This window comes from Moraxella cuniculi DSM 21768 (assembly GCF_900156515.1).
Lineage (GTDB): Bacteria > Pseudomonadota > Gammaproteobacteria > Pseudomonadales > Moraxellaceae > Moraxella > Moraxella cuniculi.
On sequence record NZ_FTNU01000010.1, the window covers coordinates 1 to 22,332 of the forward strand.

Here is a 22,332-nt window from a genome sequence, read left to right on the forward strand (position 1 = left end):
GTCCTGTCAGATACAGAAGCTTAGTCCTTGGTCAAACCACTTAGCTTTATCAACCTAACCTTTAATCTTGTGTCTAAGATTTGGGGGTCGGTTCATGCTGACAGTGTTTTTTGGTGGATAATGCATGGCTTAGCTTAGCTGAGCGACACTGATTTTATCAGCCTTGCTGGTGTAATCCGTCATTTGGTCAAAGTTTAGATAATTATAAACTTCCGCCTGCATATTATCCAGCTTGCCAGCATACTGTTGATATTCTTCAACAGTTGGCAGACGACCCAATACCGCTGCCACAGAAGCCAATTCGGCAGATGCCAGATACACATTAGCACCTTGACCCAAGCGATTCGGGAAATTACGCGTTGAGGTTGATACCGCTGTTGAGTTTGGTGCAATACGAGCTTGGTTGCCCATGCACAATGAACAGCCCGGCATCTCGGTACGAGCACCTGCTTGAGCATAGGTATTATAATAACCTTCATCCATCAATTGACGCTCGTCCATTTTGGTTGGCGGTGCAATCCACATACGCGTTGCCAAACTGCCTGCTGGCACTTCTGACAGCAACTTACCTGCTGCACGGAAATGACCAATATTCGTCATGCACGATCCGATAAACACTTCGTCAATCTTATCGCCAGCAACTTCTGACAACAACTTAGCATCATCTGGATCATTTGGGCAGCACAAAATTGGCTCTTTAATCTCTGATAAGTCAATCTCATAGACTTTGGCATATTCTGCATCTGCATCGGCTTTCATTAGGCTTGGATTGTCCAGCCATTTTTGCATATTTTCAGCACGGCGAGACAAGGTACGAGCATCGCCATAGCCTTCGGCAATCATCCACTTAAGCATAACGATGTTTGAACGCAGATACTCGGCAACTTTTTCTTCAGATACCGTAATGGCACAACCTGCTGCCGAACGCTCTGCTGATGCATCAGACAACTCAAACGCCTGCTCAACGGTTAGGTCGTTTTCCATTTCGGTCAAATCAATTTCCAAAATGCGACCGCTGAAAATGTTTTTCTTGCCTTTTTTCTCAACAGTCAAATCACCCTCTTTGATGGCATAATATGGGATTGCATGCACCAAATCACGCAAGGTGATACCGGGCTGCATTTTTCCTTTAAACTTCACCAAGACCGACTCTGGCATATCCAGAGGCATCACGCCTGTTGCTGCAGCAAACGCCACCAAGCCTGAGCCTGCTGGGAACGAAATACCAATCGGGAAGCGGGTGTGCGAGTCGCCACCAGTACCCACAGTATCAGGCAGTAGCATACGGTTTAGCCATGAATGGATTACTCCATCACCAGGGCGAAGCGATACGCCGCCACGATTCATAATAAAATCAGGCAAAGTGTGGTGCGTTACCACATCGATGGGCTTTGGATATGCTGCTGTGTGGCAGAATGACTGCATGACCAAGTCAGCAGAGAAGCCCAAGCACGCCAAATCCTTCAACTCATCGCGAGTCATTGGACCTGTGGTGTCCTGTGAACCAACGGTTGTCATTTTCGGTTCGCAATAAGTACCGGGACGCACGCCCTGACCTTCTGGCAAGCCACAGGCACGACCAACCATTTTTTGTGCCAAAGTAAATCCCTTGCCATTATCAGCAGGTTGCTCTGGAGTGCGAAATAGTGTTGAAGGTGGCAAACCTAACGATTCGCGTGCCTTGGTGGTCAGGCTACGGCCAATGATTAGGTTAATACGACCGCCAGCACGCACTTCATCAAGCAACACAGGAGTTTTTAGGGCTGATTGAGCAATTTGCTCGCCGTCCTTATAAGCGGTAACGGTAGCGGTTTCGTGGTTGATTTTCAGGGTAACTTCATCACCCATATTCATCTGGGTAACATCAATCTCTACAGGCAAGGCTCCAGCATCTTCCATGGTGTTAAAGAAAATCGGTGCAATCTTGCCACCCAAGCACACGCCACCATCTTTTTTGTTTGGAATGTGTGGAATTTCATCACCAAAGAACCACAGCACTGAGTTGGTTGCAGATTTACGGCTTGAGCCTGTGCCAACCACATCACCCACATAGGCCACTGGATTACCCTTAGCAATCAATTCTTTGATTTGGCTTAAAGGTCCAACTTCGCCATTTTTTTCAGGATTGATGCCATCTCGCTCATTTTTTAGCATCGCATTGGCGTGCAATGGAATATCAGGACGGCTCCATGCGTCTTGAGCAGGAGATAGGTCATCGGTATTGGTTTCGCCCGTTACCTTAAATACAGTAATGGTAATCTCTTCTGGCACTTCTGGTCGATTGGTGAACCATTCGGCATTCGCCCAAGATTCTAAGACAGCTTGGGCATGAGCATTGCCTGCTTTGGCTTTTTCTTCGACATCATGAAACGCATCAAAGACAAGCAAGGTTTTTTTCAGAGCATCAGCAGCCAAACCGCCCAACTGTGCATCATCAAGCAGCTCAACCAATGGTGCAACATTATAGCCACCAAGCATTGTGCCCAATAAATACACCGCACGCTCTTTGCTGACCAGCGGTGAGCTCGCTACGCCTTTTGCCACATCATTTAAAAATGCCGCCTTGACATAGGCTGCCTGATCCACCCCTGCTGGCACACGGTTTTCTAACAAATCCACCAAATATGCTTCCTCACCTGCTGGTGGGTTTTTAAGCAGTTCGATCAATTCGGCAGTTTGAGCATCGGTCAATGGCTGGGGTGGTACGCCAAGTGCAGCACGCTCCTCGACATGGGCTCTATATTGTTCTAACATGGCAAATCCTCTTTTTGTTTTCAAATCGGTGCTTGCTGGATAACCAACAAGTGCCTATGGTTTTGGTTGTAGCAGTATGATTTTGGCACGCTTTATGCCGAAATTCAAGTAAGTTTTTTAGCCATGATAGCCGAAATTGGCAATAATTACAAAAAATCTGCAACAATAGCCAACATTTTTTTAAAAAATACCCAATAAAAATTAAAAATAATCATCTAAATCATGCAATGAATTATTTATACCAATCAAGCACTTGCTCAAATTCTATCTTTGTGGCACAATAAACCAAACCACCCAAAAAAGGATTTTTTATGAAAGCACAGCAAGGTTTTACACTCATCGAGCTGATGATTGTGGTATTAATTATCGGCATTTTGGCAATGTTTGCCATTCCACAATATCAAAAACGCACCATTACAGCACAGGTCAATCGGGTAATGATGGAGACCAGTCAGCTACGCCCACTGGTTGAGATGTGCCTATTACAAGGCGTTACAGATGGCACAAAGTGCGACGCTGGTGCAAGTGATAGCAGCCTTATCAAAGACAAAAAACCAACAATCGCAATCAACAAAACCAATAATAACACCATCACAGCGACAATCACGGCGGGGTTTTCTAACGATGCTGCAACGGAGCTGCATGATAAAAATATCGTTTGGCAATACAGCTCAGATGCTGGCTGGTCGTGTAAAAGCACAGTTAATGCAGCATATCTTGGCAACAACTGCAACAGCAACGAAGCTGTCTCTTCCGCAATAACAAGTCAAGCCAAATAAGCTGATAAGCAGCACACTCCCCAGCATAAAAATCCCCACGCAATTGCATGGGGATTGTGTATTTGGGTAATTTATTCTGCGTCTTTACGCACACCCAATTTTTCTTTAATGCGTGCAGATTTACCTGAACGATCGCGTAGATAGTACAATTTGGCACGGCGTACATCACCACGACGCTTCACTTCAATGCTGGCAATCAGTGGTGAGTGCAATTGGAATGCACGCTCAACACCAACACCGCTTGAGATTTTACGCACGGTGAATGATGAGTTCAAGCCACGATTACGCTTGGCAATAACCACGCCTTCAAAAGCTTGCAAACGCTCACGATCACCTTCGCGAACTTTTACTTGTACAACAACGGTATCACCAGCGGCAAATGCTGGGTGGTCTTTTAATTGTGCATTTTCAACAACTTGCACCAAAGGATGTTTGTTACTCACAAGATTTCTCCTGATAATCATGGCATAGGCTAATACTTTTTGCTAAACAGCATGGTTAAAAAGTCGCATACCATCGTTAATAAAGCGGCAAAACGCACGCTGCATCTGAACCATACAGATAAAAGTGAAATTTTACCCAGTTTGGGCGATTTAGTCAAGACTCTCCAAATCTTTTAGCCATTTGGCTTGCTGCTTGGTAGGCACAAAAGCCCTCCATAAATCAGGGCGACGCAACTGGGTACGCTTCACCTGTTGCAAAAACCGCCATTTGGCAATATTGGCGTGATGACCTGATAATAGCACCTCTGGCACCATATCACCATGAAAATCCAAAGGCTTGGTATAATGTGGACAATCCAACAATCCATCAACAAAAGAATCCTGCTGGGCTGATGCCTCATCACTCATCACAGCAGGCAATCGGCGAATGACCGAATCCATCAGCACCATTGCGGGTAGCTCACCGCCTGTCAGTACATAGTCGCCAATCGAAATCTCAAGCTCCACATAACGCTGCAACAGGCGTTCATCAATGCCCTCATAACGACCGCATAACAAAATCATGCCGTCAAGTTTTGGCATATCTGCCACCATACTCTCGGTTAAAGTGCGACCTTGTGGCGACAAATACACCACAGGGCAACCGCCACCTGCCACATCACAACCTGCCGCCAATGCCAGCTCTTTGGCGTACAAAATCGCTTTTTCAAGTGGCTGTGCCATCATCACCATGCCCGGCCCACCACCAAAAGGACGCTCATCAATGCGGCGGTAGTTGTCATTGGTAAAATCCCTAGGATTGATTAACTGCAAGGTTGCTTGTTGATTTTTTAAGGCACGCCCAACCACGCCATAATCACTGATGGCACAAAACATCTCAGGAAAAATACTAATGACTGCAAAAAACACAGGAAGCTATTCCAACTTTAGCAAATGCGAAATTGGCACGGATTAATAATCAGCACCCCAAGCAACCAACATGGTTTTGGTTGATAAATCCACTGACAGTACCACATCGCGATGCCAAGGGATCAGACGAGGCTCACTATCGATGCTGTCAGCAGTCGGCACAACCGAAATAATCTCATGTGCCCCTGTTTCAAACATTTCTTTGATTTTGCCAAGATTTTCGCCCTGCTCATTGCACACGGTCAAGCCAACCAAATCCGACCAATAATACTCATCTTCGCCAAGTTCAGGAAAGCTGTCTTTGGTTGCCCAAATGGTCGCCCCATTCATGGTTTCGGCAAGGTTGCGATCGGCAATCTCATCAAAACACGCAACCAAACCCTGCCCTTGAGTTCGCCACTGCTTGACAGTCAAGGGCTTCAAACCCGTCGCGGTCTTTAACCACCAAGGGCTAATCTGAAAAATATCAGCTCGCTTATCAGTTTGGCTAAAAACCCACAACCAGCCCTGAATGCCATAGGGTTTTTTGAGCGTGGCGATATGAATCAATGTTGATTCGTCAGGTGCTTGTGCGGTGCTTGGCATTGATTTTTTCATAAGATTGATAATAATCTGTTATAAAATACAAAACGGTTTACGCCCCTAAGAACGCAAACCGTCAGTTTGGCAACAATTAAGCTGCTTTGTTCAATGCTTTTACAAGTGAAGCAACACGCTCTGTTGGCTGTGCACCTTTGGCAATCCAAGCATTGTATGCTTCTAGGTCAATGCGAGTTTCAACTTCTTGACCACGAGCCAATGGGTTAAAAAAGCCAATTTTTTCGATAAAACGACCATCGCGTGCAGCACGCTTGTCAGCAACAACAACTTGATAAAATGGACGCTTTTTTGAACCGCCACGAGCAAGACGAATAACTACCATGATAACTCTCTTTATTGAATGAATATTTAAAAATAACTTTGCAAGAATTAGAGCATGATACAGATTCGATAATTGAGGATGAGCCGTTCGAACCTGAACCACTAAAACTGTCATTATAGCAAGAATTTTATCATCTTAAAAGCAAAAATTGTCATTGATGACACTTTTTTTGTTAAAATGACCAAGCAACGACCAGCAAAAACTGTGCTACAATAAATCAATCGCCACTTTTGAGCCAAATAATGAAAAAACCACTCAAAAATCTCTTGTCGCAAATACACTACAAGCTCTACTCAAACACATTACAAACGCTGATTATGGTTTGTTTTGTTGTGTTTGTCAGTGTTACCTTGTCCATTTGGCTGTTTTGGCGAAGTTTGTATCTGCCAGAATTAAAAAACCACGCCAGTTATTTATCCAGCGAAATTAAACTACTCACCTCCGCCAAAGATGAGTGGCTGGGCAATCCTGAATTTATCGGTTGGTTGCAGGAAAATACCTACATCACCATCATCACCGACCCCAATGAATTTCCTGATGTCAATGATAAGCCTGTGGTAACTTATATTACCCAAATCATGGCTGACGAAATCTCTCGTTCATTGGGTCGTAAAGTGCGTGTTTATTTTAAATTCAAACCCACACCAAAACTGTGGATTCAAGACAGCACTCGCCCTGATATTTGGATTCGTGAGCCGATGATGCACTATTCACAGTACAGCACTGGAGTGATTGCAGGGTTTTTATTTGGTATTCCGCTACTGACTTTGTTCACCATCTGGGTGCTGGTTCGGGGACTCAATCGTCCACTCAAACAACTAGAAAAAGCAGCCAACGACTACATTACCCAAGGTCATGCCACCACGCTACCGACCCACAAGGGACCAAACGAGATTCGCAAGGCAAATACAGCATTCAATCGCTTGTTTAGCACACTTAGCCAAGCCCAAAAAGAACGCACCATTATGCTTGCTGGCATCAGTCATGATTTGCGTACGCCTTTGACTCGTATGCGTTTGACCGCCGAAATGCTGCCTGATGAATTTTTCCGAGAAGGATTGGTATACGACATTGAGGACATGGATGCGATTTTGGAGCAGTTTATTTCTTTTATGAAAGATGGTTCGGATGAGCCTGTCAAACCGACCAACCTAGATGCCATCTTTCGAGAAATTATGGTGCAATTTAGCGATACGCATTTTGTTTATGAATCCAACATCAGCGAACAAGTGCCTGTACGCCCTTTGTCCATCAAACGCCTGATTGTCAATTTGGTCAATAATGCCGTTCGTTATGGTAAACAGCCAATTCATCTTAGTGCCAACATTAGCCCTGCTGGTGAGCAAGATGAGCATTTTGCCACCCTAACCTTGATTGTAAAAGACGAAGGCGAAGGCGTTGCTGATGACCAGCTTGAGCGAATCATGCAGCCTTTTGAGCGAGGTGAATCAGCACGCACGACTCAAGGCAGCGGTTTGGGTCTTGCCATTGTTGCCCGCATTGCCAAATTACATCAAGGCACTGTCAAAGCAGCCAATCACCCTGATGGCGGTCTGCAAGTGGTGGTCAGCATTCCCTTGCTGATTCAAATTCAAGACAACACAGCCGAAATCCCACTACAAGATTAGCCAATAATGCCACAAATCACCATTCATCAAGCGGTCTAATTGCCTGTTTGATGAATGACTTTTTCTACACTGCCTTGCGTTATATCATCTGCTGCGACCACCACGCCAACTTGCTTGGCCGGCCATTGCATGATAAATCTGGCACCGTGATAGTTTGGACTTTCATCAACAGTTAAATTTGCATTAAACCAAAATGCAATACGGCTAACAATTGACAATCCCAGACCATAGCCTCCAGAAGCCCTTGTGCGACTGTCATCAAGGCGAGCAAAAGGGATAAATACTTTTTCACGGTCCTTTTCGGCAATGCCCTGTCCATCATCTTCAACACTGATAAAAGCCATGCCTTTTTGCACCCCTGCGGTCAATTTGATGGTAGAATTGGCGTATCGTAACGCATTACCCACCAAGTTTTGCACCACACGATGCAGATAGCGTCTATCCGCCATCGCCGTTGTTTTTGCAGAAGGCAATTGACATATCAGCACAATCGGCTTGCCCAAGGCGTTAGTTTCTCTCTCGATTTGCTCAAGCAGCTCTCGCAAATTAACCATTTCCCAGTCAAGTTTTGGCGAGCCTTCTTCAAGTTTGGCATAGGTTAAAATTTCATCAATCAACTCATTGAGCGATTCAATATCTTCATCAATATACTCTTTTTGCAGTTGCCGTGAATCAGCCTCATCGGTATCAGCCAGCATATCAACAGCAAAACGAATGCGTGCCACTGGGGTTCTTAATTCATGCGATACTGCACGAGTCAGCTCTCGCTGCGACTCTATCAGGCGTTTGATATGAGCCGTCATGGCGTTAAAAGTCATAGACAATCTGGCGATATCATCACGCCCCACCACTTGCACTTTGGTATCCAAATTGCCCTGTGCCACCCGATCAACACCAATCTGCAACAGCTGCAAACGCCGCTCCAATGGCAAAATTAGTGCATAAATACCCAAAGCAATCAGCAAAACGCAAATCAGCACAACACTGCCCAAGAGCTTTAGTGGAAACCAATTAAACAAAGCCACAGGGCCAACAACAATCACCAAGTCCTCAACATCGGAAGCAACAACAAATGAGATTGTCGAACCCTGCCCACGAATGCCGTCCTGAAAAAACATCACCAACTCATCTCGTTTGAGGCGAGCAATTTGTTCTGGGTCAAGTTTTAGATTCTGGATTGATTGCAGATAGATTGGATAAGAAAACTTTTCGCTCAAAAAATTCAGCCTTGCCTGCTTTTTTTGAAAGCCTTGATAACGAGACAAATCATCAAGCAAAAAAATCGTCATGGCTCTGACTTGTCGCTCACCAACTTGGGCAAGTTTGACCGTCAAGAGATCATCACTGCCCTCAAGTCGATGATAAAAAGTTGATTGGTTGCTAGAGGGGTCATAGCGGACAACCGTTTTGCCCTCTTCGATGCGTCGCATTTCCCGTGCTTTAAACTCAATATCATACATTGAGATGATTTCAAAATTACTGCCAAACAAAGAACTGATGTCATTAAGCCAGTAATTTTTTTGTGCGTCATTTTGTTGATAGGCCGCCCCTTGAGCAATGAGATAAAATGCCCCTGTTGCTACCGTTTCACGGTAAGACTGAGCTCTTTCTTGATTGATGGTATCAACCAGCAAATACGCAAAAAAAGCCACAGAAATACACACCAATAATAAACCAGCGTATATCCGAAAAAAAATGCTTTTTTCTGCAAATGTCATGACCGCCATACAATCCCCATCACACTTCCCAAATTCACCAAATCACATCAGTTGTTGCCTTATATAAATCTGCAATCCAAAGATAAATAAAATAGCAAAAAGCCAGCAAAAGCTGGCTTAGCACAAGCTAACACATAAGTGCTATTTTATGCAATCAATTGCCTTCTTTGACAAATAGATAGCCCTTGCTTCTGACAGTCTTGATGCGTTTTGGGTTTTCTGGATCGTCGCCAATTTTTGGACGAATACGAGAAATGCGGACATCAATTGAACGATCTTGACCATCATATTCAATGCCACGCAAACGCTCAAAAATATCCTCACGAGACAAAATACGACCTGCATTTGATGCAAGCAACCATAAAAGGTCGTACTCAGCACTGGTAAAATCAACCAATTCGTCATTTAAAGTAACAGAACGACCGCCATTGTCAATCACCAAATCACCGAATTCCAGTCGCTGTGGCGAAGATTCACTTGGTGCTGTGTCAGAACGGCGTAGTAATGCACGAATGCGTGCCAAAAGTACACGAGGCTGTACAGGCTTGGCAACATAATCGTCCGCACCCATCTCAAGCCCCAAGACCTGATCCATATCATCAGTGCGTGCTGTCAGCATCAAAATCGGCTGATGATATTGAGCTCTCACTTCACGACACACAGTCAAACCATCACTACCAGGCAACATCACATCAAGCACCACCAAATCTGGCTGCTCGCTGATGATACGGCGAATCGCACGCGTGCCATCAGTTTCTATGGCAACATCAAGACCATTTTTTCGCAAATAATCTTGGGTCAGCATTGCCAATCTCTCATCATCTTCCACGATGAGGATTCTTGGCATATCTTCTTTTTCAAGGATGGCAGTCATAATTATCCTAATGAACTGTATGCGATATCAACAACTTATCGCTATTTACGATTGCACAATTAAGCACGGTTCTTGTATTTTTGGATTGTCTGCAGCTGTGCCACAGATTCCGCCAATGCTGTCAAAGCAGCACTCGTCTGCAAGGTATCGCTTTGGTTTGCCAATAATTGTTCAGCTGCACGGCGTGCTTCTGCAATTTTTGCTTCATCTAAGTCGCCAGCCCGTTCCGCTGAATCTGCCAATACGGTAACAACCTGTGGCTGCACTTCAAGCACACCACCAGAGACATAAATCACCTCTTCACTGCTACCATCTGCTGATTTTAGACGCATAGCACCTGGTTTTAATAAAGTAATCAGAGGGGTATGTCCCGCCAAAATACCAATCTCACCAGAATGCCCATTGGCAATCAGCATACTGACATCGCCAGCATACAGCTCTTCTCGTGCACTTACAACTCGGCACTTAAAAGTTGCCATATTGTTCTCCCAATAAGTCAGGAAATTATCAATGATGTTTACTTGGTTGAGCATTTGCCCAACCAAGATCACTTAAGTTACGCTGCCAATTTTTCAGCTTTGGCAACCACTTCATCAATACCACCAACCATATAGAATGCTTGCTCAGGCAGATGGTCGTATTCACCTTCAATAATCGCTTTAAAGCCTGCGATGGTATCACGCAAAGCAACATATTTACCCGGTGCACCAGTAAAGACTTCTGCAACATGGAATGGCTGCGACAAGAAGCGTTGGATTTTACGAGCACGATAAACAACCAACTTGTCTTCTTCTGACAATTCATCCATACCCAAAATTGCAATAATATCTTTTAGCTCTTTATAACGCTGCAATACTTCTTGTACACCACGAGCAACTTGGTAATGTTCCTCACCAATAACTTGTGGATCAAGCTGACGAGAGGTTGAATCAAGTGGATCGACCGCAGGATAGATACCTTGCGAAGCAATATCACGGCTCAATACAACCGTTGCATCCAAGTGAGCAAAGGTAGTTGCTGGCGATGGGTCAGTCAAGTCGTCCGCTGGTACATAAACCGCCTGCACCGAAGTAATCGAACCCGATTGCGTTGAGGTAATACGCTCTTGCAACGCACCCATTTCTTCAGCCAAAGTCGGTTGATAACCTACTGCTGATGGCATACGACCTAGAAGTGCTGACACCTCTGTACCAGCCAGTGTGTAACGATAGATGTTATCAACGAACAATAGAACATCACGCCCTTTGCCTGTTGCTTCATCTTTTTCGTCACGAAAATATTCCGCCATCGTCAAGCCTGTCAATGCAACACGCAAACGGTTTCCTGGTGGCTCATTCATCTGACCATAAACCATCGCTACTTTTGACTTGGTGAAGTCTTCGGTATTAACAACGCCTGCTTCTTGCATTTCGTGATAAAAATCGTTACCCTCACGAGTACGCTCACCAACACCTGCAAAAACAGAAAGACCTGAATGCTTCAGAGCGATATTATTAATCAGCTCCATCATATTCACGGTTTTACCCACACCTGCACCACCGAACAAGCCAACTTTACCACCTTTAGCAAATGGGCAAAGCAAATCAATTACTTTGATGCCTGTTTCTAGTAGCTCAGTTGAGTTTGATTGCTCATCATAGCTTGGTGCTTCACGGTGAATTGACCATTTTTCTTGAGCATTTACAGGACCTGCCTCGTCGATTGGACGACCCAACACATCCATAATACGACCCAAAGTCGCTTGACCCACTGGCACAGAAATCGGTGCACCAGAGTTAGATACAGTCAAACCACGCTTCAAGCCTTCGGTTGAACCCATCGCAATGGTACGCACCACGCCATCACCCAACTGCTGTTGAACTTCCAAGGTTGTTTCGGTGCCATCAACACTCAGTGCGTCATAAATTTGTGGTACTTGGCCACGGTCAAACTCGACATCAATAACCGCACCAATAATCTGTACAATACGACCGCTCATTGCGTTCTCCTAATTTGGTTATTATTTAATCACTCTGCCAAACCTGCTTTAGATTGATTGGCGGTTTCTCGAAAAGTATAATTGCTCACAACCCCTTCGCTGTCAAACAAAATAACCAATTCTTTGGTTTGAATGTTTTCGCCAAAGGAAAAAAAGTTGTAAGGAATGAAATTTCTCGCCATTGGTTTTGAACGCGAATGGCGATATGTCCAAATTTCTTTACCACTGTCTGTAAACGAAATGCTATCAGCCGAACCAAAGTGTGCAGCAATATCCTGCTTGGTCGTTTGACCCTTAGTGATAACTTGCTCGATTGTCTGCTGGTTTTGCTCCTTCATAACAATATTGCCAGTAGAGGCACAACCTGTTAGTACCAAGGCAGTCAATACCGCAGCAACAATATATTGTGTACGATTTTTTAACATAAGTGTTCTCTAACTTAATAATATTTTAACTAAGAAACAGCAGCAGCACCGCCAACAATTTCTGAGATTTCTCGGGTAATCGCTGCTTGACGCAACTTATTATAAACCAGCTGCAATTCTTTAATCAGGTTGCCTGCATTGTCTGTTGCCGCTTTCATTGCAACCATACGAGCCGACTGCTCAGAGGCAACATTTTCACGAACTGCTTGATAAACCACAGATTCAATATAACGCACAAGCAGACTATCAATCAAGGTTTTTGTATCTGGTTCATAGATATAATCCCAGCTATGGGCTGCCAATGCATCATCTGCAAACTCACCTTCTGCCAATGGTACAATCTGATCCGCAACAGGTTTTTGAGCCATTGCGTTGATAAATCGGTTGTATACCAAATAGATACGATCAAGTTTGCCATTGATATAATCGTCAAGCATGGCTTGTACTGGAGTGTTAATCTGCTCCAGTGAAGGGTTATCGCCATAATCAGTAACAGCAGAAGTTACCTTACCACCAAAGTTTTTGAAAAAACCAACACCTTTGGCACCAATGACTGCAAATTCAATCTCAACTGATTGTTCTTGATAACTTTTGACTGTCTTTAGCAAATTCTTAAACAAGTTAATGTTCAAACCACCTGCCAAACCACGATCAGAAGTTACCACCACAAAGCCAACACGATTTACAGGACGGCTTACCATATAAGGGTGCTTATAATCTGATTGGGCTTGCACCAAGTGCGAAATAACACGACGCATTCCCTCTGAATAGGGGCGACCTGACTCCATTCGCTCTTGAGCACGACGCATTTTACTCGCCGCCACCATTTGCATTGCACGCGTGATTTTCTGCGTACTTTTAATGCTGGTTACTTTAGCACGAATTTCTTTTAAGCTTGCCATAATTATTCCAATACTGGACTTATTAAAGAGTTTATGGTGCGTTAAATCAAACGCCTAACACACCATATTTAATGCCACTTAGTAGCTGGCAGATGCTTTAAATGCTTCAACTGCTGCTTTTAGACGACCTTCAATGTCATCATTATAGTTTGCAGTATCGTCAATCTCGGTCATCAATGCAGCGTGTTCAGTGCGTAGGTAACGCAAGAAAGACTCTTCGAATGAACCAATTTTTTCTACTGGTACATCTGCCAAATAGCCTTCGTTTGAAGCATAAATTACCGCCGCCTGATCAGCGATTGACATTGGTGCATATTGTTTTTGCTTCATAAGTTCGGTAACACGCACGCCATGCTCAAGCTGTTGCTTGGTTGCATCGTCCAAATCAGAAGCAAACTGGGCAAATGCTGCCAATTCACGATACTGTGCTAATGCTGTACGGATACCGCCCGATAGCTTTTTGATGATTTTGGTCTGTGCTGCACCACCAACACGAGATACAGAAATACCTGCGTTTACAGCTGGTCGGATACCAGAGTTGAAAAGGTTTGACTCAAGGAAAATCTGACCGTCAGTGATTGAGATTACATTCGTTGGTACAAATGCAGAAACATCGCCCGCTTGGGTTTCGATGATTGGCAAAGCAGTCAATGAACCCGTCTTGCCTTTGACAGCACCACCTGTGAATGCCTCAACATAGTCAGCATTGACACGAGAAGCACGCTCAAGCAAGCGTGAGTGTAGATAGAATACATCGCCTGGATACGCTTCACGCCCCGGTGGACGACGCAGCAACAATGAGATTTGGCGATAAGCGACAGCTTGTTTTGACAAATCATCGTATACAATCAAAGCATCTTCGCCACGGTCGCGGAAGTATTCGCCCATTGTACAACCTGAATATGGTGCGATGTACTGTAGTGCTGCAGGCTCTGATGCTGACGCAACAACAACAGTGGTATATGCCAACGCACCTGTTTCTTCAAGTTTACGCACCACATTAGCAATGGTAGAACGCTTTTGACCAATAGCAACATATACGCACTTAATGCCAGAGTTTTTCTGAGCGATGATTGCATCAATTGCCAATGCAGTTTTACCAGTTTGGCGGTCGCCAATGATAAGCTCACGCTGACCACGACCGATAGGAATCATGGTATCTACAGCTTTATAACCAGTCATTACTGGCTCATCAACTGATTGGCGAGCAATAACGCCAGGTGCAATTTTTTCAACTTTGTCGGTCAATTTTGCATTGATTGGGCCTTTGCCATCAATAGGATTGCCCAGTGCATCAACGACACGACCCAGCAGTTCAGGACCAACTGGTACTTCTAAGATACGGCCTGTGCAATACGCTTTTTGGCCTTCTTGTAGACTGAGATACTCACCCAATACTACCGCACCGACTGAGTCTTGCTCAAGGTTTAGTGCCATACCATAGACACCACCTTCAAACTCAATCATCTCACCATACATGGCTTCTTCTAGGCCATGGATTTGCACAATACCATCAGAGACACTGACGATAACGCCTTCAGTTTTTGCAGTTGCGCTTACGTCAAGGTCTTGAATACGCTGCTTAATCAGGTTGCTGATTTCGGCTGGATTCAATTGTTGCATTGCCTTGTTTCCTTTGATTTTAGACAGCTCAACTCTGCTATTATGCAGTAAGCTGAGCTTTTAATTGTTTTAACTTGCCACGCACTGAGCCATCAGTAAACTTATCGCCCACTTTGATTGTCGCTCCGCCCAATAGGCTTGGATCTACAGATTCGTGCAAAATCACGATTGAGCCTGTCGAGATAGCCAAACGCTCCTGCAATTGTTTGCTTTGCGTTTCGGTAAGCGGATAGGCTGAAGTAACATAAGCATCAATCTGCTTAAGTTCTTTTGATTTAAGTTTACCATAATGAGCATAAATCTCTGGCAAGAGTGCCAAACGGTCATGCTCTGCCAATTGCTTTGTAAAGTTGGCTTGGGCTGGGCTTTGCTCTGCTGTTAATTTGCCATAGGCATCAATCAGAATATCTGCTTTTTGTGCAGCACCAATGGCTGGATTGTGCAGCAGTGAAGCAAAATCTTCATTGCCTACGATATCACTTGCAACCGACAAAAAGGTCTCCCAACTGGCGATTGCATTTTGCTCTTTAGCATAATCAAATGCAGCTTTTGCGTATGGTCTTGCTAAGGTAGATAGTTCAGCCATGATATCCTCTAATTACAGCTTAGCCGCCAACTGTTCAAGCATACTGGCGTGTTCTTGTTCGTTGACCTTGTCTTGCAAAATCTTCTCAGCACCCAGCACGGCAAGGCTGGCAACTTGTGCACGCAATTGCTCACGAGTTTGTGCAGCTTCTTGCTCAATCGCTGCATGTGCAGCTGCGATAATGCGTTCACCCTCTAAACGGGCTTGGTCTTTGGCATCTTCAATCATTTGTGTTGCGGTCTTGTTCGCACGCTCAATGATCGAAGCAGCTTCAGTTTTTGCAGCAGCAACTTCTGCTTCAACTTGTTTTTCGGCAGAAGCCAAATCTGCTTTTGCTTTTTCTGCGGCATTTAAGCCGTCTTCAATTTTGCGTTGACGCTCATTAATCGCGCCGATCAGCGGCGGCCATACAAATTTCATGCAAAACAGCACAAAAATTGCAAATGCAATCAGCTGACCGAAAATGGTTAAATTGATATTCATCCAATCACCTCGTGGTTAGTGAAAGTCAGGTGATATCCACCTTTGAACCCTCTCAAAGGTGGTCATGAACTGACGGTTTCAGCTTATGCGAATGGGTTGGCGAACAATAGAAGCATTGCGATACCAACACCGATCATTGGTACAGCATCAAGCAAACCTGCCACGATGAACATTTTAGTTTGTAGTTGTGAACCTAGCTCAGGCTGACGAGCAGTGCTTTCTAGGAATTTACCACCCAAGATAGCAAAACCAATACCTGTTGCTAATGCACCTGCACCGATTAGTAGAGCGACTGCAAGTAGTGTGTACTGTGCGATTACTGGTTCCATGATGTCTCCTTAGACTCAAAATTAAAGGTTCAAAATTTAAATTAATGTTCGGATTCTGCTGAAATTAAAGACAAGTAAACAATTGTCAGCATCATAAATACGAACGCCTGAAGAGTAATAACTAGAATGTGGAAGATTGCCCAAGGCACACTCAATGCCCACTGAATCCAAAATGGCATCAGTGCAATCAAAATGAAAATCAACTCACCTGCATACATGTTACCAAACAGACGCAAACCCAGTGATACTGGCTTGGCCAATAAAGTAACAACCTCCAATACCAAATTGACTGGGATTAAGATGGCTTGCAGCACTGGATTTTTTGCACTAAAGGGGTGTAGCGTAAATTCTGCAATAAAACCGCCCACGCCTTTGTATTTGATACCAAAGCCGATGATTAGCAATAATACACCGATTGCCATGCCCAAAGTAATATTTGGGTCTGTGGTTGGTACGATTTTAAAATACACATAATTTGGATCATAACCCATTAATGCCCCCACTTGCTGTGCGGTTGCTGGAATCCAGTCAATCGGCACAAGATCCATGAGGTTCATCAAAAAAATCCAGACAAAAATTGTCAATGACAATGGTGCAATCAGCTTAGATGGGCCATTGTAGGACTCACGGACACTGTTGTCCACGAAATCTACAATTATCTCAATAAAAGCCTGCAACTTGGTTGGGACACCTGAGGTTGCTTTGCGAGCAACTGCCCAAAAAAGCAATAGAAAAACAAAACCCAAACCAAGCGACCACAGCATGGAATCGACATGAATAGCCATAAAACCCATTTGCTGTGCTTCAGCAGCATCACGAGCTACTTTCCAGCCAAGTTCGGGGTGGTAGCCATAAGTCCAGTGGGTTAAATGGTGAGCAATATATTCTTTAGGTGTGGCTGCCATAATAAACTTCTTGTTTTAACTAAAAAAAGAAAAATTGGATAAACACCAAATCAAAAAAGTTACCCTATTTGTCAAATACACAAAACAACACCAAATGGCTTGCCTGTCTTATAACAAATCAGCACATACAGCGGACAACTCCTGTCCTAGAGCTGTGCTTTTAAAGATTGAAAAAATCAATCAATATGCTTCTTTTCTTATGCAAATCCTAACAATAAATTGCATTCGTAACTCAAAGAGTATCTTACTTAAATGTTGGCAATATGTAAAGAGCAAAAGTGCATTTTATTACCAAAAATTATAAAAAATTATGATGAAATTGCATAATTTCGCCAAAATCCCAGCAAAAATGCCCCTTGTGCCACGATATTTTATAAATAATTAAATAGCAATTTATAAAATATCAATATTATAATCACAACTGTAAATTTATATTAAGATTTATTTGAGCAAGGACAAACTCCAAAACTGCACAACCTGCATGATAATATAGCCAAACAGTGTGGCAAAAGCATTGATAGGTGCAAGTTTTGTAAAAATAAGCACAAAACCAGCTATTACAATTAGCCACTTTGTTGCCATGGCAAGATAGGTGTTGAGCATGATTTGTCTTGCATGGCGACTGCCTGTGGTGCGATAAGCCAGATGCGTAAAAGCATATTGTGCGATATAGGCAAGCATACTGCCCGCTGCCATGCCTTTTGCAACCAAAAAACCAGCATCTTGTTGCCACCAACTGATGACAAAGCCCATAATAATGCTGGCAAGCACCGCCCAAATTTGGCGATATTGTAGGCGATAAACATGGTCTTGCTTGCTACGCTTGGCAGGAGAGGTCATAAACGGTCGCTTTTGTCTTGATGGTTCAAAGAATCACATTTGGCAATATTATAAAAGTTTTTATGATAAACAATCAATATAAACTTGCCATATATCAGATGGCATAAAATCAACTAAGAAGCCTTCTGCCTATCGTAGACCTGCACAGTGCTGCATACTCATCACCATATTCTGCCACGCCTGCACAAAATCCGCCGCCGTATCACTCATGTCCTCTTGAACAACCACAATGCGTGGCTTGCCCAGTTTGCTCTGCATACCTTGCGAAACTGGCTGCTGTGCAATCAGGCATTTGGTTGTCGGCGAGATGGTTTCGCTTAATTTTTTGAGCTGATGGACAGTTGGGCTAAGATGATGGTCAGCGGTCAAGGCTGCAACAAACTTCAGCCCCGCAGCTTGTTCAATATACTGATAAGCATCATGATACGCCCAATAATTCGCGGTTCGTGTAGTAGCAAGCGACTGCACCGCCTGATCCATTTTTTGTTCAAAAGCTCTGGCATTTTCTTGATAATAGTGGCGATATTCTGGGTTGGCATAGCCATGCACCACTGCCAACGCTCGCACAATCGCTTTGGCATTGTCGGGATTTAGCCAAAGATGCACATCTTCGCCTTCTTGTGGCAGTCCGTCAATGTTTCGTAAAGGCAATCGATAAAAAGCATCAAACGCCAGTAGCGAAATGGCATTGGGTGCCGTTTGTAGATTTTTGCTCAAGTTCTGCTCAAGAGATTGCCCAAACCACACCACATAATCACTGTCCTCAATCAGCCTAATCTTGCTTGGCGACAGCGTACCATGATGGCCTGCATCACCACCTTCTAATAATAGCTGTGCATCATGCTTGCCCTTGGTAACTTCATGGCTAAGCAGTGCCAGCGGATAATTGCTAACACTGACCACACCTGCCAATGCAGGCACTGTGCCAAACCAAATCACCAATGGCAATATTAACAATAATAAGCGTGCATGCTTCATAAATTTCACTCGATATAAATTGATACATTATACCATAAAATATCAAAATGTTATAATGTATCAATTTGTCATGCCACTTTGCATGACTTATCAATAATTGTAATAATTTGCCATGCTCTCATCAAAAGATAAGCCCATGAAAAATTTGCAGCTATTTCTTATCAATACTTGCAGTTGTATGCTCATGGCGGTAAAATGCCAACTATCAACCATTAGCAAGAATACATTATGCAAATTCCACATACCGCCCACAAGCAAGATCACCAACACCACCAGCACAATGTTGCTGGGGGCGATTTGGCAGAACGACTCGCCAGTGCAAAATCACATTGCCTTGAACGCAGTGTCCGCTTTACCCCATTGCGACAAGAAATATACCAAGTGATTATCCAAGCAGACAGGCCAATGGGTGCTTATGATTTGCTCGATGCACTGCGGCACGAACGCCAAAAAAACGCCAGCAAAAAACAAAAAAATATCGCAGCACCAACCATCTATCGCTCGCTGGATTTTTTGCGTGAAGAAGGGCTGATTCATCATCTTAATTCCATCAATGCCTATGTGCCATGTTGCCACCCACGAGACAGTCATATTGCAGCATTTTTAATCTGTCAATCATGCAAAAAAGTAGAAGAGTGCAGCAATGCCCCAATGGAGAGCTTGGTTGATTTTGCTGCTGCTGATGCCAAATTTGCCGTAACAGCAAGCGTGATTGAACTGATGGGTTTTTGTCATGATTGCCAAAAATGACGACCAAAACGACAGCATGCTAACGCTTGATAAAGTCAGCTATCGTGTTGGCGACAAACAGCTGCTACGCGATATCAGCATGAATATTTATCCCAATGAAACAGTCAGTCTGATAGGCCCAAATGGTGCGGGCAAATCTACGCTGGTTAAGCTGATTTTGGGCTTAATCAAGCCAACCAGTGGCAAAATCCAAAGCCATGCCAAAAATGTCGGCTATGTGCCACAAAAATTCTCCGTGCCAAGCATTCTGCCATTGAGGGTGATGGATTTGCTCGCTCAATCCAAAGCAAAACAGCTTTGCACCGAAGAAAAAAGCACGCTGTATGATACCCTGTCCATCACCCCCTTGCTTGATAAGCAATTGCATCATTTATCTGGTGGTGAAATGCAGCGAGTGCTGATGGCTCGTGCCTTTCTTGACAAGCCACAGCTGCTGATTCTTGATGAACCAATGCAAGGGCTTGATCCTGATAGCGAAAATTGGCTGTATCATTTTTTGGACAATCTGCCTGTATTTTTGCAGTGCAGTCTTTTGGTTGTTTCGCACGATCTGCATTGGGTGATGAAAGGCTCAAAACGGGTCATTTGTCTCAATAAACATATCTGCTGCCAAGGCAAGCCCAGTCAAGTTGCCATCACGCCAGAGTTTGTGCAACTTTTTGGGCATCATGCACCCTATTTTCATCAGCACAATCAATGCAATCATCAAGCAACCTGCCAACACAGCACACATAAGGAACACCCATGAGCCAGTGGCTGCCCATCATTGCCCCTGCGTGGATTGCAGGCGTATTTATCGCCCTGCTATCTGCTCCTTTGGGCTGTCTGGTGCTGTGGCGACGCTTGGCGTTTTTTGCTGATACTTTGGCTCACGGAGCATTATTTGGCATTGCCTTGGCGGCTTGGCTTGGTCTGCCTGCCGACCTAGGCATGGGGCTGATTAGCCTTGTTGTTATCTTAGCCATGACCGCTGTTAATGACAATCGCCTGCCTACAGATGCCGTGCTTGCAGTACTATCTGCGACACTTTTGTGTTTCGGGCTGCTGACCTTTACACAACTCACCCAGCAGCAGGCAAATGTTTTGGGATTTTTATTTGGCAATTTGCTTGATGTGGACTGGAGCGATTTGCCAAAACTTGCCTGCCTAAGCGTGATTGGCTTGGGTGTGCTGTGCTATATTTGGCAAGCACAAATCAAACTTGCCACTTCAGAACCACTGGCACAAATTGCAGGCATTAGCCGAGTGCGACAGCAATTATTTTTTATGGGATTGTTGGCGGGATTTTGTACAGTGGCACTACAAGCGGTGGGTAGTTTGCTCATCAGCGGTTTGTTAATTTTGCCTGCACTGATTGCCAGATTATTTGCCAAATCGCCCACGCAAATGGCACTATTTGCCATTATTTTTGCCCAAATCGGTGTCAGTGCTGGCATCTGGGGCAGTGTTTGGCTTGATATCCAAACAGGGCTTGCCATCGTGCTGGTGCTGGCACTGGGATTTTTTGCCGCTTTTATCATCAGTAAACTTAACCAAAAAAACGCATGAAACCACACCAATCCGCCAAGCAGCCCACCCATCAGCAGATGACACTTGTACAACTGTCGGATCTGCATTTGACAGGCAGTATTGGTAAATCGCCCAGCTACCAAAGCACCCTGCAAGCACTTGAGGCGGTTGTCAAATTACAGCCACAGCTTATTTTATTGACAGGTGATTTGGTAAATGATGGCAATAGCGATGCCTATGATTGGTTATTTTTGCAATTAAAAAATACAGGCATTGCCCATTTTGCCATCGCAGGCAATCACGATGTTACTCACGAAATCGGCACAGGTCTGCCCTATCATCAGCGACTGCACCTGCCCCTTACTGCCGATAAGCGACTGCTTGACTGCCATCGACTTGCCCTTGATGACATAAACTGGCAAATTTTATTGCTTAATTCCAGTCTGGCTGGCTGTACGCACGGTGCGTTATCGCAAGATACGCTGGCTTGGCTACAGAGCAGTTTGGCACAACACCCCATGCCTACCATCATCGCCCTGCACCACCACCCACAGGCTGTTGGTTCGGCATGGATTGATGCGTATATGCTGAGCAATCATCAAGCATTTTGGCAAATTATTGAGCAGCACCCCCATGTACATACCATTGTCTGTGGTCATGTGCATCAGGTTCATCAATTGCACCCTTTGAAAAATCACCGCGTACAACTGCTTAGCTGCCCTTCAACCGATCGCCAATTTTTGCCTTTTGCTCATGATTTTACCATTGACAAGACGGCATCGGCAGGGTTTCGTGTGATACACATTGACAGCACAAGCCGACTGGTAAGTTACATAAAAAGTCTTGATAATTAGTCGCCCATTTTGCCAAATGTTGATTGTTTGCCAATTTTCTTGCTAATTTTTTCATAAATTACAAATTAACATTGGCTATTTTGGGTATTTTTTGATACAGTAAGTGCATTTTTTGCCAACTGGCATTTGCAATCAGCGAAAAT

At 44.2% G+C, this 22,332-nt stretch carries 24 protein-coding genes; 6 read left to right on the forward strand and 18 right to left on the reverse strand.

The genetic code is table 11. The features are described from left to right. Nucleotides 1-129: 129 nt before the first annotated feature. Complete coding sequence (locus BW928_RS06585) at nucleotides 130-2,754, reverse strand: bifunctional aconitate hydratase 2/2-methylisocitrate dehydratase (protein WP_076555450.1); 2,625 nt, start codon at nucleotides 2,752-2,754, stop codon at nucleotides 130-132. 311 nt (nucleotides 2,755-3,065) lie between these two features. Between BW928_RS06585 and BW928_RS06590 the strand changes: the two genes are divergently transcribed. Beyond that, a complete protein-coding gene (locus BW928_RS06590) occupies nucleotides 3,066-3,533 on the forward strand; it encodes a pilin (RefSeq protein WP_076555451.1) in 468 nt (155 codons plus the stop codon). 71 nt (nucleotides 3,534-3,604) lie between these two features. On the opposite strand, the gene rplS is transcribed toward BW928_RS06590, so the two are convergent. The 4 genes from rplS to rpsP all read right to left on the reverse strand — a co-directional run bounded on the left by rplS (nucleotide 3,605) and on the right by rpsP (nucleotide 5,807). Continuing rightward, nucleotides 3,605-3,976 carry a 50S ribosomal protein L19 gene (gene rplS, locus BW928_RS06595; RefSeq protein WP_076555452.1) on the reverse strand — a complete coding sequence of 124 codons (372 nt, stop codon included), beginning with the start codon at nucleotides 3,974-3,976 and terminating at the stop codon, nucleotides 3,605-3,607. A gap of 150 nt (nucleotides 3,977-4,126) precedes the next feature. Beyond that, a complete protein-coding gene (trmD, locus tag BW928_RS06600; protein ID WP_076555453.1) occupies nucleotides 4,127-4,885 on the reverse strand; it encodes a tRNA (guanosine(37)-N1)-methyltransferase TrmD in 759 nt (252 codons plus the stop codon). Nucleotides 4,886-4,927: 42 nt separating this feature from the next. After that, nucleotides 4,928-5,482, reverse strand: a complete 555-nt coding sequence (gene rimM / locus BW928_RS06605) for a ribosome maturation factor RimM (RefSeq protein ID WP_078310091.1) — start codon at nucleotides 5,480-5,482, stop codon at nucleotides 4,928-4,930. A 76-nt stretch (nucleotides 5,483-5,558) separates the two neighbouring features. Next, nucleotides 5,559-5,807 carry a 30S ribosomal protein S16 gene (gene rpsP, locus BW928_RS06610; protein ID WP_076555455.1) on the reverse strand — a complete coding sequence of 83 codons (249 nt, stop codon included), beginning with the start codon at nucleotides 5,805-5,807 and terminating at the stop codon, nucleotides 5,559-5,561. A 242-nt stretch (nucleotides 5,808-6,049) separates the two neighbouring features. Between rpsP and BW928_RS06615 the strand changes: the two genes are divergently transcribed. After that, nucleotides 6,050-7,435, forward strand: a complete 1,386-nt coding sequence (locus BW928_RS06615) for an ATP-binding protein (protein ID WP_126329297.1) — start codon at nucleotides 6,050-6,052, stop codon at nucleotides 7,433-7,435. Between the two features lie 35 nt (nucleotides 7,436-7,470). On the opposite strand, the gene BW928_RS06620 is transcribed toward BW928_RS06615, so the two are convergent. From BW928_RS06620 to BW928_RS06680, 13 genes are all read right to left on the reverse strand, one after another. Then, nucleotides 7,471-9,162: an ATP-binding protein gene (locus BW928_RS06620; protein WP_076555457.1), complete on the reverse strand. Its 1,692-nt coding sequence runs from the start codon at nucleotides 9,160-9,162 to the stop codon at nucleotides 7,471-7,473. Nucleotides 9,163-9,307: 145 nt separating this feature from the next. Continuing rightward, nucleotides 9,308-10,000, reverse strand: coding sequence for a response regulator (locus tag BW928_RS06625; RefSeq protein WP_375537535.1), 693 nt, complete (start codon nucleotides 9,998-10,000; stop codon nucleotides 9,308-9,310). A gap of 86 nt (nucleotides 10,001-10,086) precedes the next feature. Then, nucleotides 10,087-10,506, reverse strand: coding sequence for a F0F1 ATP synthase subunit epsilon (locus tag BW928_RS06630; protein ID WP_076555458.1), 420 nt, complete (start codon nucleotides 10,504-10,506; stop codon nucleotides 10,087-10,089). Nucleotides 10,507-10,583: 77 nt separating this feature from the next. After that, the gene (gene atpD / locus BW928_RS06635) at nucleotides 10,584-12,005 is read right to left on the reverse strand and encodes a F0F1 ATP synthase subunit beta (protein WP_076555459.1); all 1,422 of its coding nucleotides are present in this window, start codon (nucleotides 12,003-12,005) and stop codon (nucleotides 10,584-10,586) included. Between the two features lie 29 nt (nucleotides 12,006-12,034). Beyond that, nucleotides 12,035-12,430 (reverse strand): SEN1984 family lipoprotein, encoded by a 396-nt coding sequence (locus BW928_RS06640; protein WP_227516565.1) that lies wholly within the window; start codon nucleotides 12,428-12,430, stop codon nucleotides 12,035-12,037. Between the two features lie 29 nt (nucleotides 12,431-12,459). Then, nucleotides 12,460-13,332, reverse strand: coding sequence for a F0F1 ATP synthase subunit gamma (gene atpG / locus BW928_RS06645; RefSeq protein ID WP_076555460.1), 873 nt, complete (start codon nucleotides 13,330-13,332; stop codon nucleotides 12,460-12,462). A gap of 78 nt (nucleotides 13,333-13,410) precedes the next feature. After that, nucleotides 13,411-14,955: a F0F1 ATP synthase subunit alpha gene (gene atpA, locus BW928_RS06650; RefSeq protein ID WP_076555461.1), complete on the reverse strand. Its 1,545-nt coding sequence runs from the start codon at nucleotides 14,953-14,955 to the stop codon at nucleotides 13,411-13,413. A gap of 40 nt (nucleotides 14,956-14,995) precedes the next feature. Further along, a complete protein-coding gene (locus tag BW928_RS06655; protein WP_076555462.1) occupies nucleotides 14,996-15,541 on the reverse strand; it encodes a F0F1 ATP synthase subunit delta in 546 nt (181 codons plus the stop codon). A 12-nt stretch (nucleotides 15,542-15,553) separates the two neighbouring features. Then, on the reverse strand, nucleotides 15,554-16,024 hold the full coding sequence (locus BW928_RS06660; RefSeq protein WP_076555463.1) for a F0F1 ATP synthase subunit B: 471 nt from the start codon (nucleotides 16,022-16,024) through the stop codon (nucleotides 15,554-15,556). 83 nt (nucleotides 16,025-16,107) lie between these two features. Further along, on the reverse strand, nucleotides 16,108-16,353 hold the full coding sequence (gene atpE / locus BW928_RS06665) for a F0F1 ATP synthase subunit C (protein WP_062499200.1): 246 nt from the start codon (nucleotides 16,351-16,353) through the stop codon (nucleotides 16,108-16,110). A 41-nt stretch (nucleotides 16,354-16,394) separates the two neighbouring features. After that, the gene (gene atpB, locus BW928_RS06670) at nucleotides 16,395-17,258 is read right to left on the reverse strand and encodes a F0F1 ATP synthase subunit A (protein ID WP_076555464.1); all 864 of its coding nucleotides are present in this window, start codon (nucleotides 17,256-17,258) and stop codon (nucleotides 16,395-16,397) included. Between the two features lie 441 nt (nucleotides 17,259-17,699). Further along, nucleotides 17,700-18,098 (reverse strand): ATP synthase subunit I, encoded by a 399-nt coding sequence (locus BW928_RS06675; protein WP_076555465.1) that lies wholly within the window; start codon nucleotides 18,096-18,098, stop codon nucleotides 17,700-17,702. 129 nt (nucleotides 18,099-18,227) lie between these two features. Next, the gene (locus tag BW928_RS06680; protein WP_076555466.1) at nucleotides 18,228-19,076 is read right to left on the reverse strand and encodes a metal ABC transporter substrate-binding protein; all 849 of its coding nucleotides are present in this window, start codon (nucleotides 19,074-19,076) and stop codon (nucleotides 18,228-18,230) included. 228 nt (nucleotides 19,077-19,304) lie between these two features. Here BW928_RS06680 and BW928_RS06685 point away from each other — a divergent pair, with 228 nt between their 5' ends. Genes BW928_RS06685 through BW928_RS06700 form a run of 4 tightly spaced genes read left to right on the forward strand, consistent with a single transcriptional unit; the run spans nucleotide 19,305 to nucleotide 22,189 of the window. Then, nucleotides 19,305-19,826 carry a Fur family transcriptional regulator gene (locus BW928_RS06685; protein WP_078310089.1) on the forward strand — a complete coding sequence of 174 codons (522 nt, stop codon included), beginning with the start codon at nucleotides 19,305-19,307 and terminating at the stop codon, nucleotides 19,824-19,826. Beyond that, nucleotides 19,810-20,574: a metal ABC transporter ATP-binding protein gene (locus tag BW928_RS06690; protein ID WP_076555467.1), complete on the forward strand. Its 765-nt coding sequence runs from the start codon at nucleotides 19,810-19,812 to the stop codon at nucleotides 20,572-20,574. Before BW928_RS06685 ends, BW928_RS06690 begins: the two co-directional genes overlap by 17 nt. Next, nucleotides 20,571-21,374 carry a metal ABC transporter permease gene (locus BW928_RS06695; protein ID WP_076555468.1) on the forward strand — a complete coding sequence of 268 codons (804 nt, stop codon included), beginning with the start codon at nucleotides 20,571-20,573 and terminating at the stop codon, nucleotides 21,372-21,374. Before BW928_RS06690 ends, BW928_RS06695 begins: the two co-directional genes overlap by 4 nt. Continuing rightward, nucleotides 21,371-22,189, forward strand: coding sequence for a metallophosphoesterase (locus BW928_RS06700; protein WP_227516566.1), 819 nt, complete (start codon nucleotides 21,371-21,373; stop codon nucleotides 22,187-22,189). The genes BW928_RS06695 and BW928_RS06700 overlap by 4 nt, the downstream gene beginning before the upstream one ends. Nucleotides 22,190-22,332: the final 143 nt, after the last annotated feature.

What these genes read in the sequence shown, in the direction of transcription:
- BW928_RS06620 (WP_076555457.1), bottom strand. Translation starts at nt 9,162, where the DNA reads ATGGCGGTCATGACATTTGCAGAAAAAAGCATTTTTTTTCGGATATAC.
- BW928_RS06585 (WP_076555450.1), bottom strand. Translation starts at nt 2,754, where the DNA reads ATGTTAGAACAATATAGAGCCCATGTCGAGGAGCGTGCTGCACTTGGC.
- atpG (WP_076555460.1), bottom strand. Translation starts at nt 13,332, where the DNA reads ATGGCAAGCTTAAAAGAAATTCGTGCTAAAGTAACCAGCATTAAAAGT.
- atpB (WP_076555464.1), bottom strand. Translation starts at nt 17,258, where the DNA reads ATGGCAGCCACACCTAAAGAATATATTGCTCACCATTTAACCCACTGG.
- atpD (WP_076555459.1), bottom strand. Translation starts at nt 12,005, where the DNA reads ATGAGCGGTCGTATTGTACAGATTATTGGTGCGGTTATTGATGTCGAG.
- BW928_RS06660 (WP_076555463.1), bottom strand. Translation starts at nt 16,024, where the DNA reads ATGAATATCAATTTAACCATTTTCGGTCAGCTGATTGCATTTGCAATT.
- rpsP (WP_076555455.1), bottom strand. Translation starts at nt 5,807, where the DNA reads ATGGTAGTTATTCGTCTTGCTCGTGGCGGTTCAAAAAAGCGTCCATTT.
- BW928_RS06680 (WP_076555466.1), bottom strand. Translation starts at nt 19,076, where the DNA reads ATGAAGCATGCACGCTTATTATTGTTAATATTGCCATTGGTGATTTGG.
- BW928_RS06685 (WP_078310089.1), top strand. Translation starts at nt 19,305, where the DNA reads ATGCAAATTCCACATACCGCCCACAAGCAAGATCACCAACACCACCAG.
- BW928_RS06625 (WP_375537535.1), bottom strand. Translation starts at nt 10,000, where the DNA reads ATGCCAAGAATCCTCATCGTGGAAGATGATGAGAGATTGGCAATGCTG.
- BW928_RS06675 (WP_076555465.1), bottom strand. Translation starts at nt 18,098, where the DNA reads ATGACCTCTCCTGCCAAGCGTAGCAAGCAAGACCATGTTTATCGCCTA.
- BW928_RS06700 (WP_227516566.1), top strand. Translation starts at nt 21,371, where the DNA reads ATGAAACCACACCAATCCGCCAAGCAGCCCACCCATCAGCAGATGACA.
- BW928_RS06615 (WP_126329297.1), top strand. Translation starts at nt 6,050, where the DNA reads ATGAAAAAACCACTCAAAAATCTCTTGTCGCAAATACACTACAAGCTC.
- BW928_RS06695 (WP_076555468.1), top strand. Translation starts at nt 20,571, where the DNA reads ATGAGCCAGTGGCTGCCCATCATTGCCCCTGCGTGGATTGCAGGCGTA.
- atpE (WP_062499200.1), bottom strand. Translation starts at nt 16,353, where the DNA reads ATGGAACCAGTAATCGCACAGTACACACTACTTGCAGTCGCTCTACTA.
- BW928_RS06690 (WP_076555467.1), top strand. Translation starts at nt 19,810, where the DNA reads ATGATTGCCAAAAATGACGACCAAAACGACAGCATGCTAACGCTTGAT.
- BW928_RS06655 (WP_076555462.1), bottom strand. Translation starts at nt 15,541, where the DNA reads ATGGCTGAACTATCTACCTTAGCAAGACCATACGCAAAAGCTGCATTT.
- rimM (WP_078310091.1), bottom strand. Translation starts at nt 5,482, where the DNA reads ATGAAAAAATCAATGCCAAGCACCGCACAAGCACCTGACGAATCAACA.
- BW928_RS06640 (WP_227516565.1), bottom strand. Translation starts at nt 12,430, where the DNA reads ATGTTAAAAAATCGTACACAATATATTGTTGCTGCGGTATTGACTGCC.
- BW928_RS06590 (WP_076555451.1), top strand. Translation starts at nt 3,066, where the DNA reads ATGAAAGCACAGCAAGGTTTTACACTCATCGAGCTGATGATTGTGGTA.
- atpA (WP_076555461.1), bottom strand. Translation starts at nt 14,955, where the DNA reads ATGCAACAATTGAATCCAGCCGAAATCAGCAACCTGATTAAGCAGCGT.
- BW928_RS06630 (WP_076555458.1), bottom strand. Translation starts at nt 10,506, where the DNA reads ATGGCAACTTTTAAGTGCCGAGTTGTAAGTGCACGAGAAGAGCTGTAT.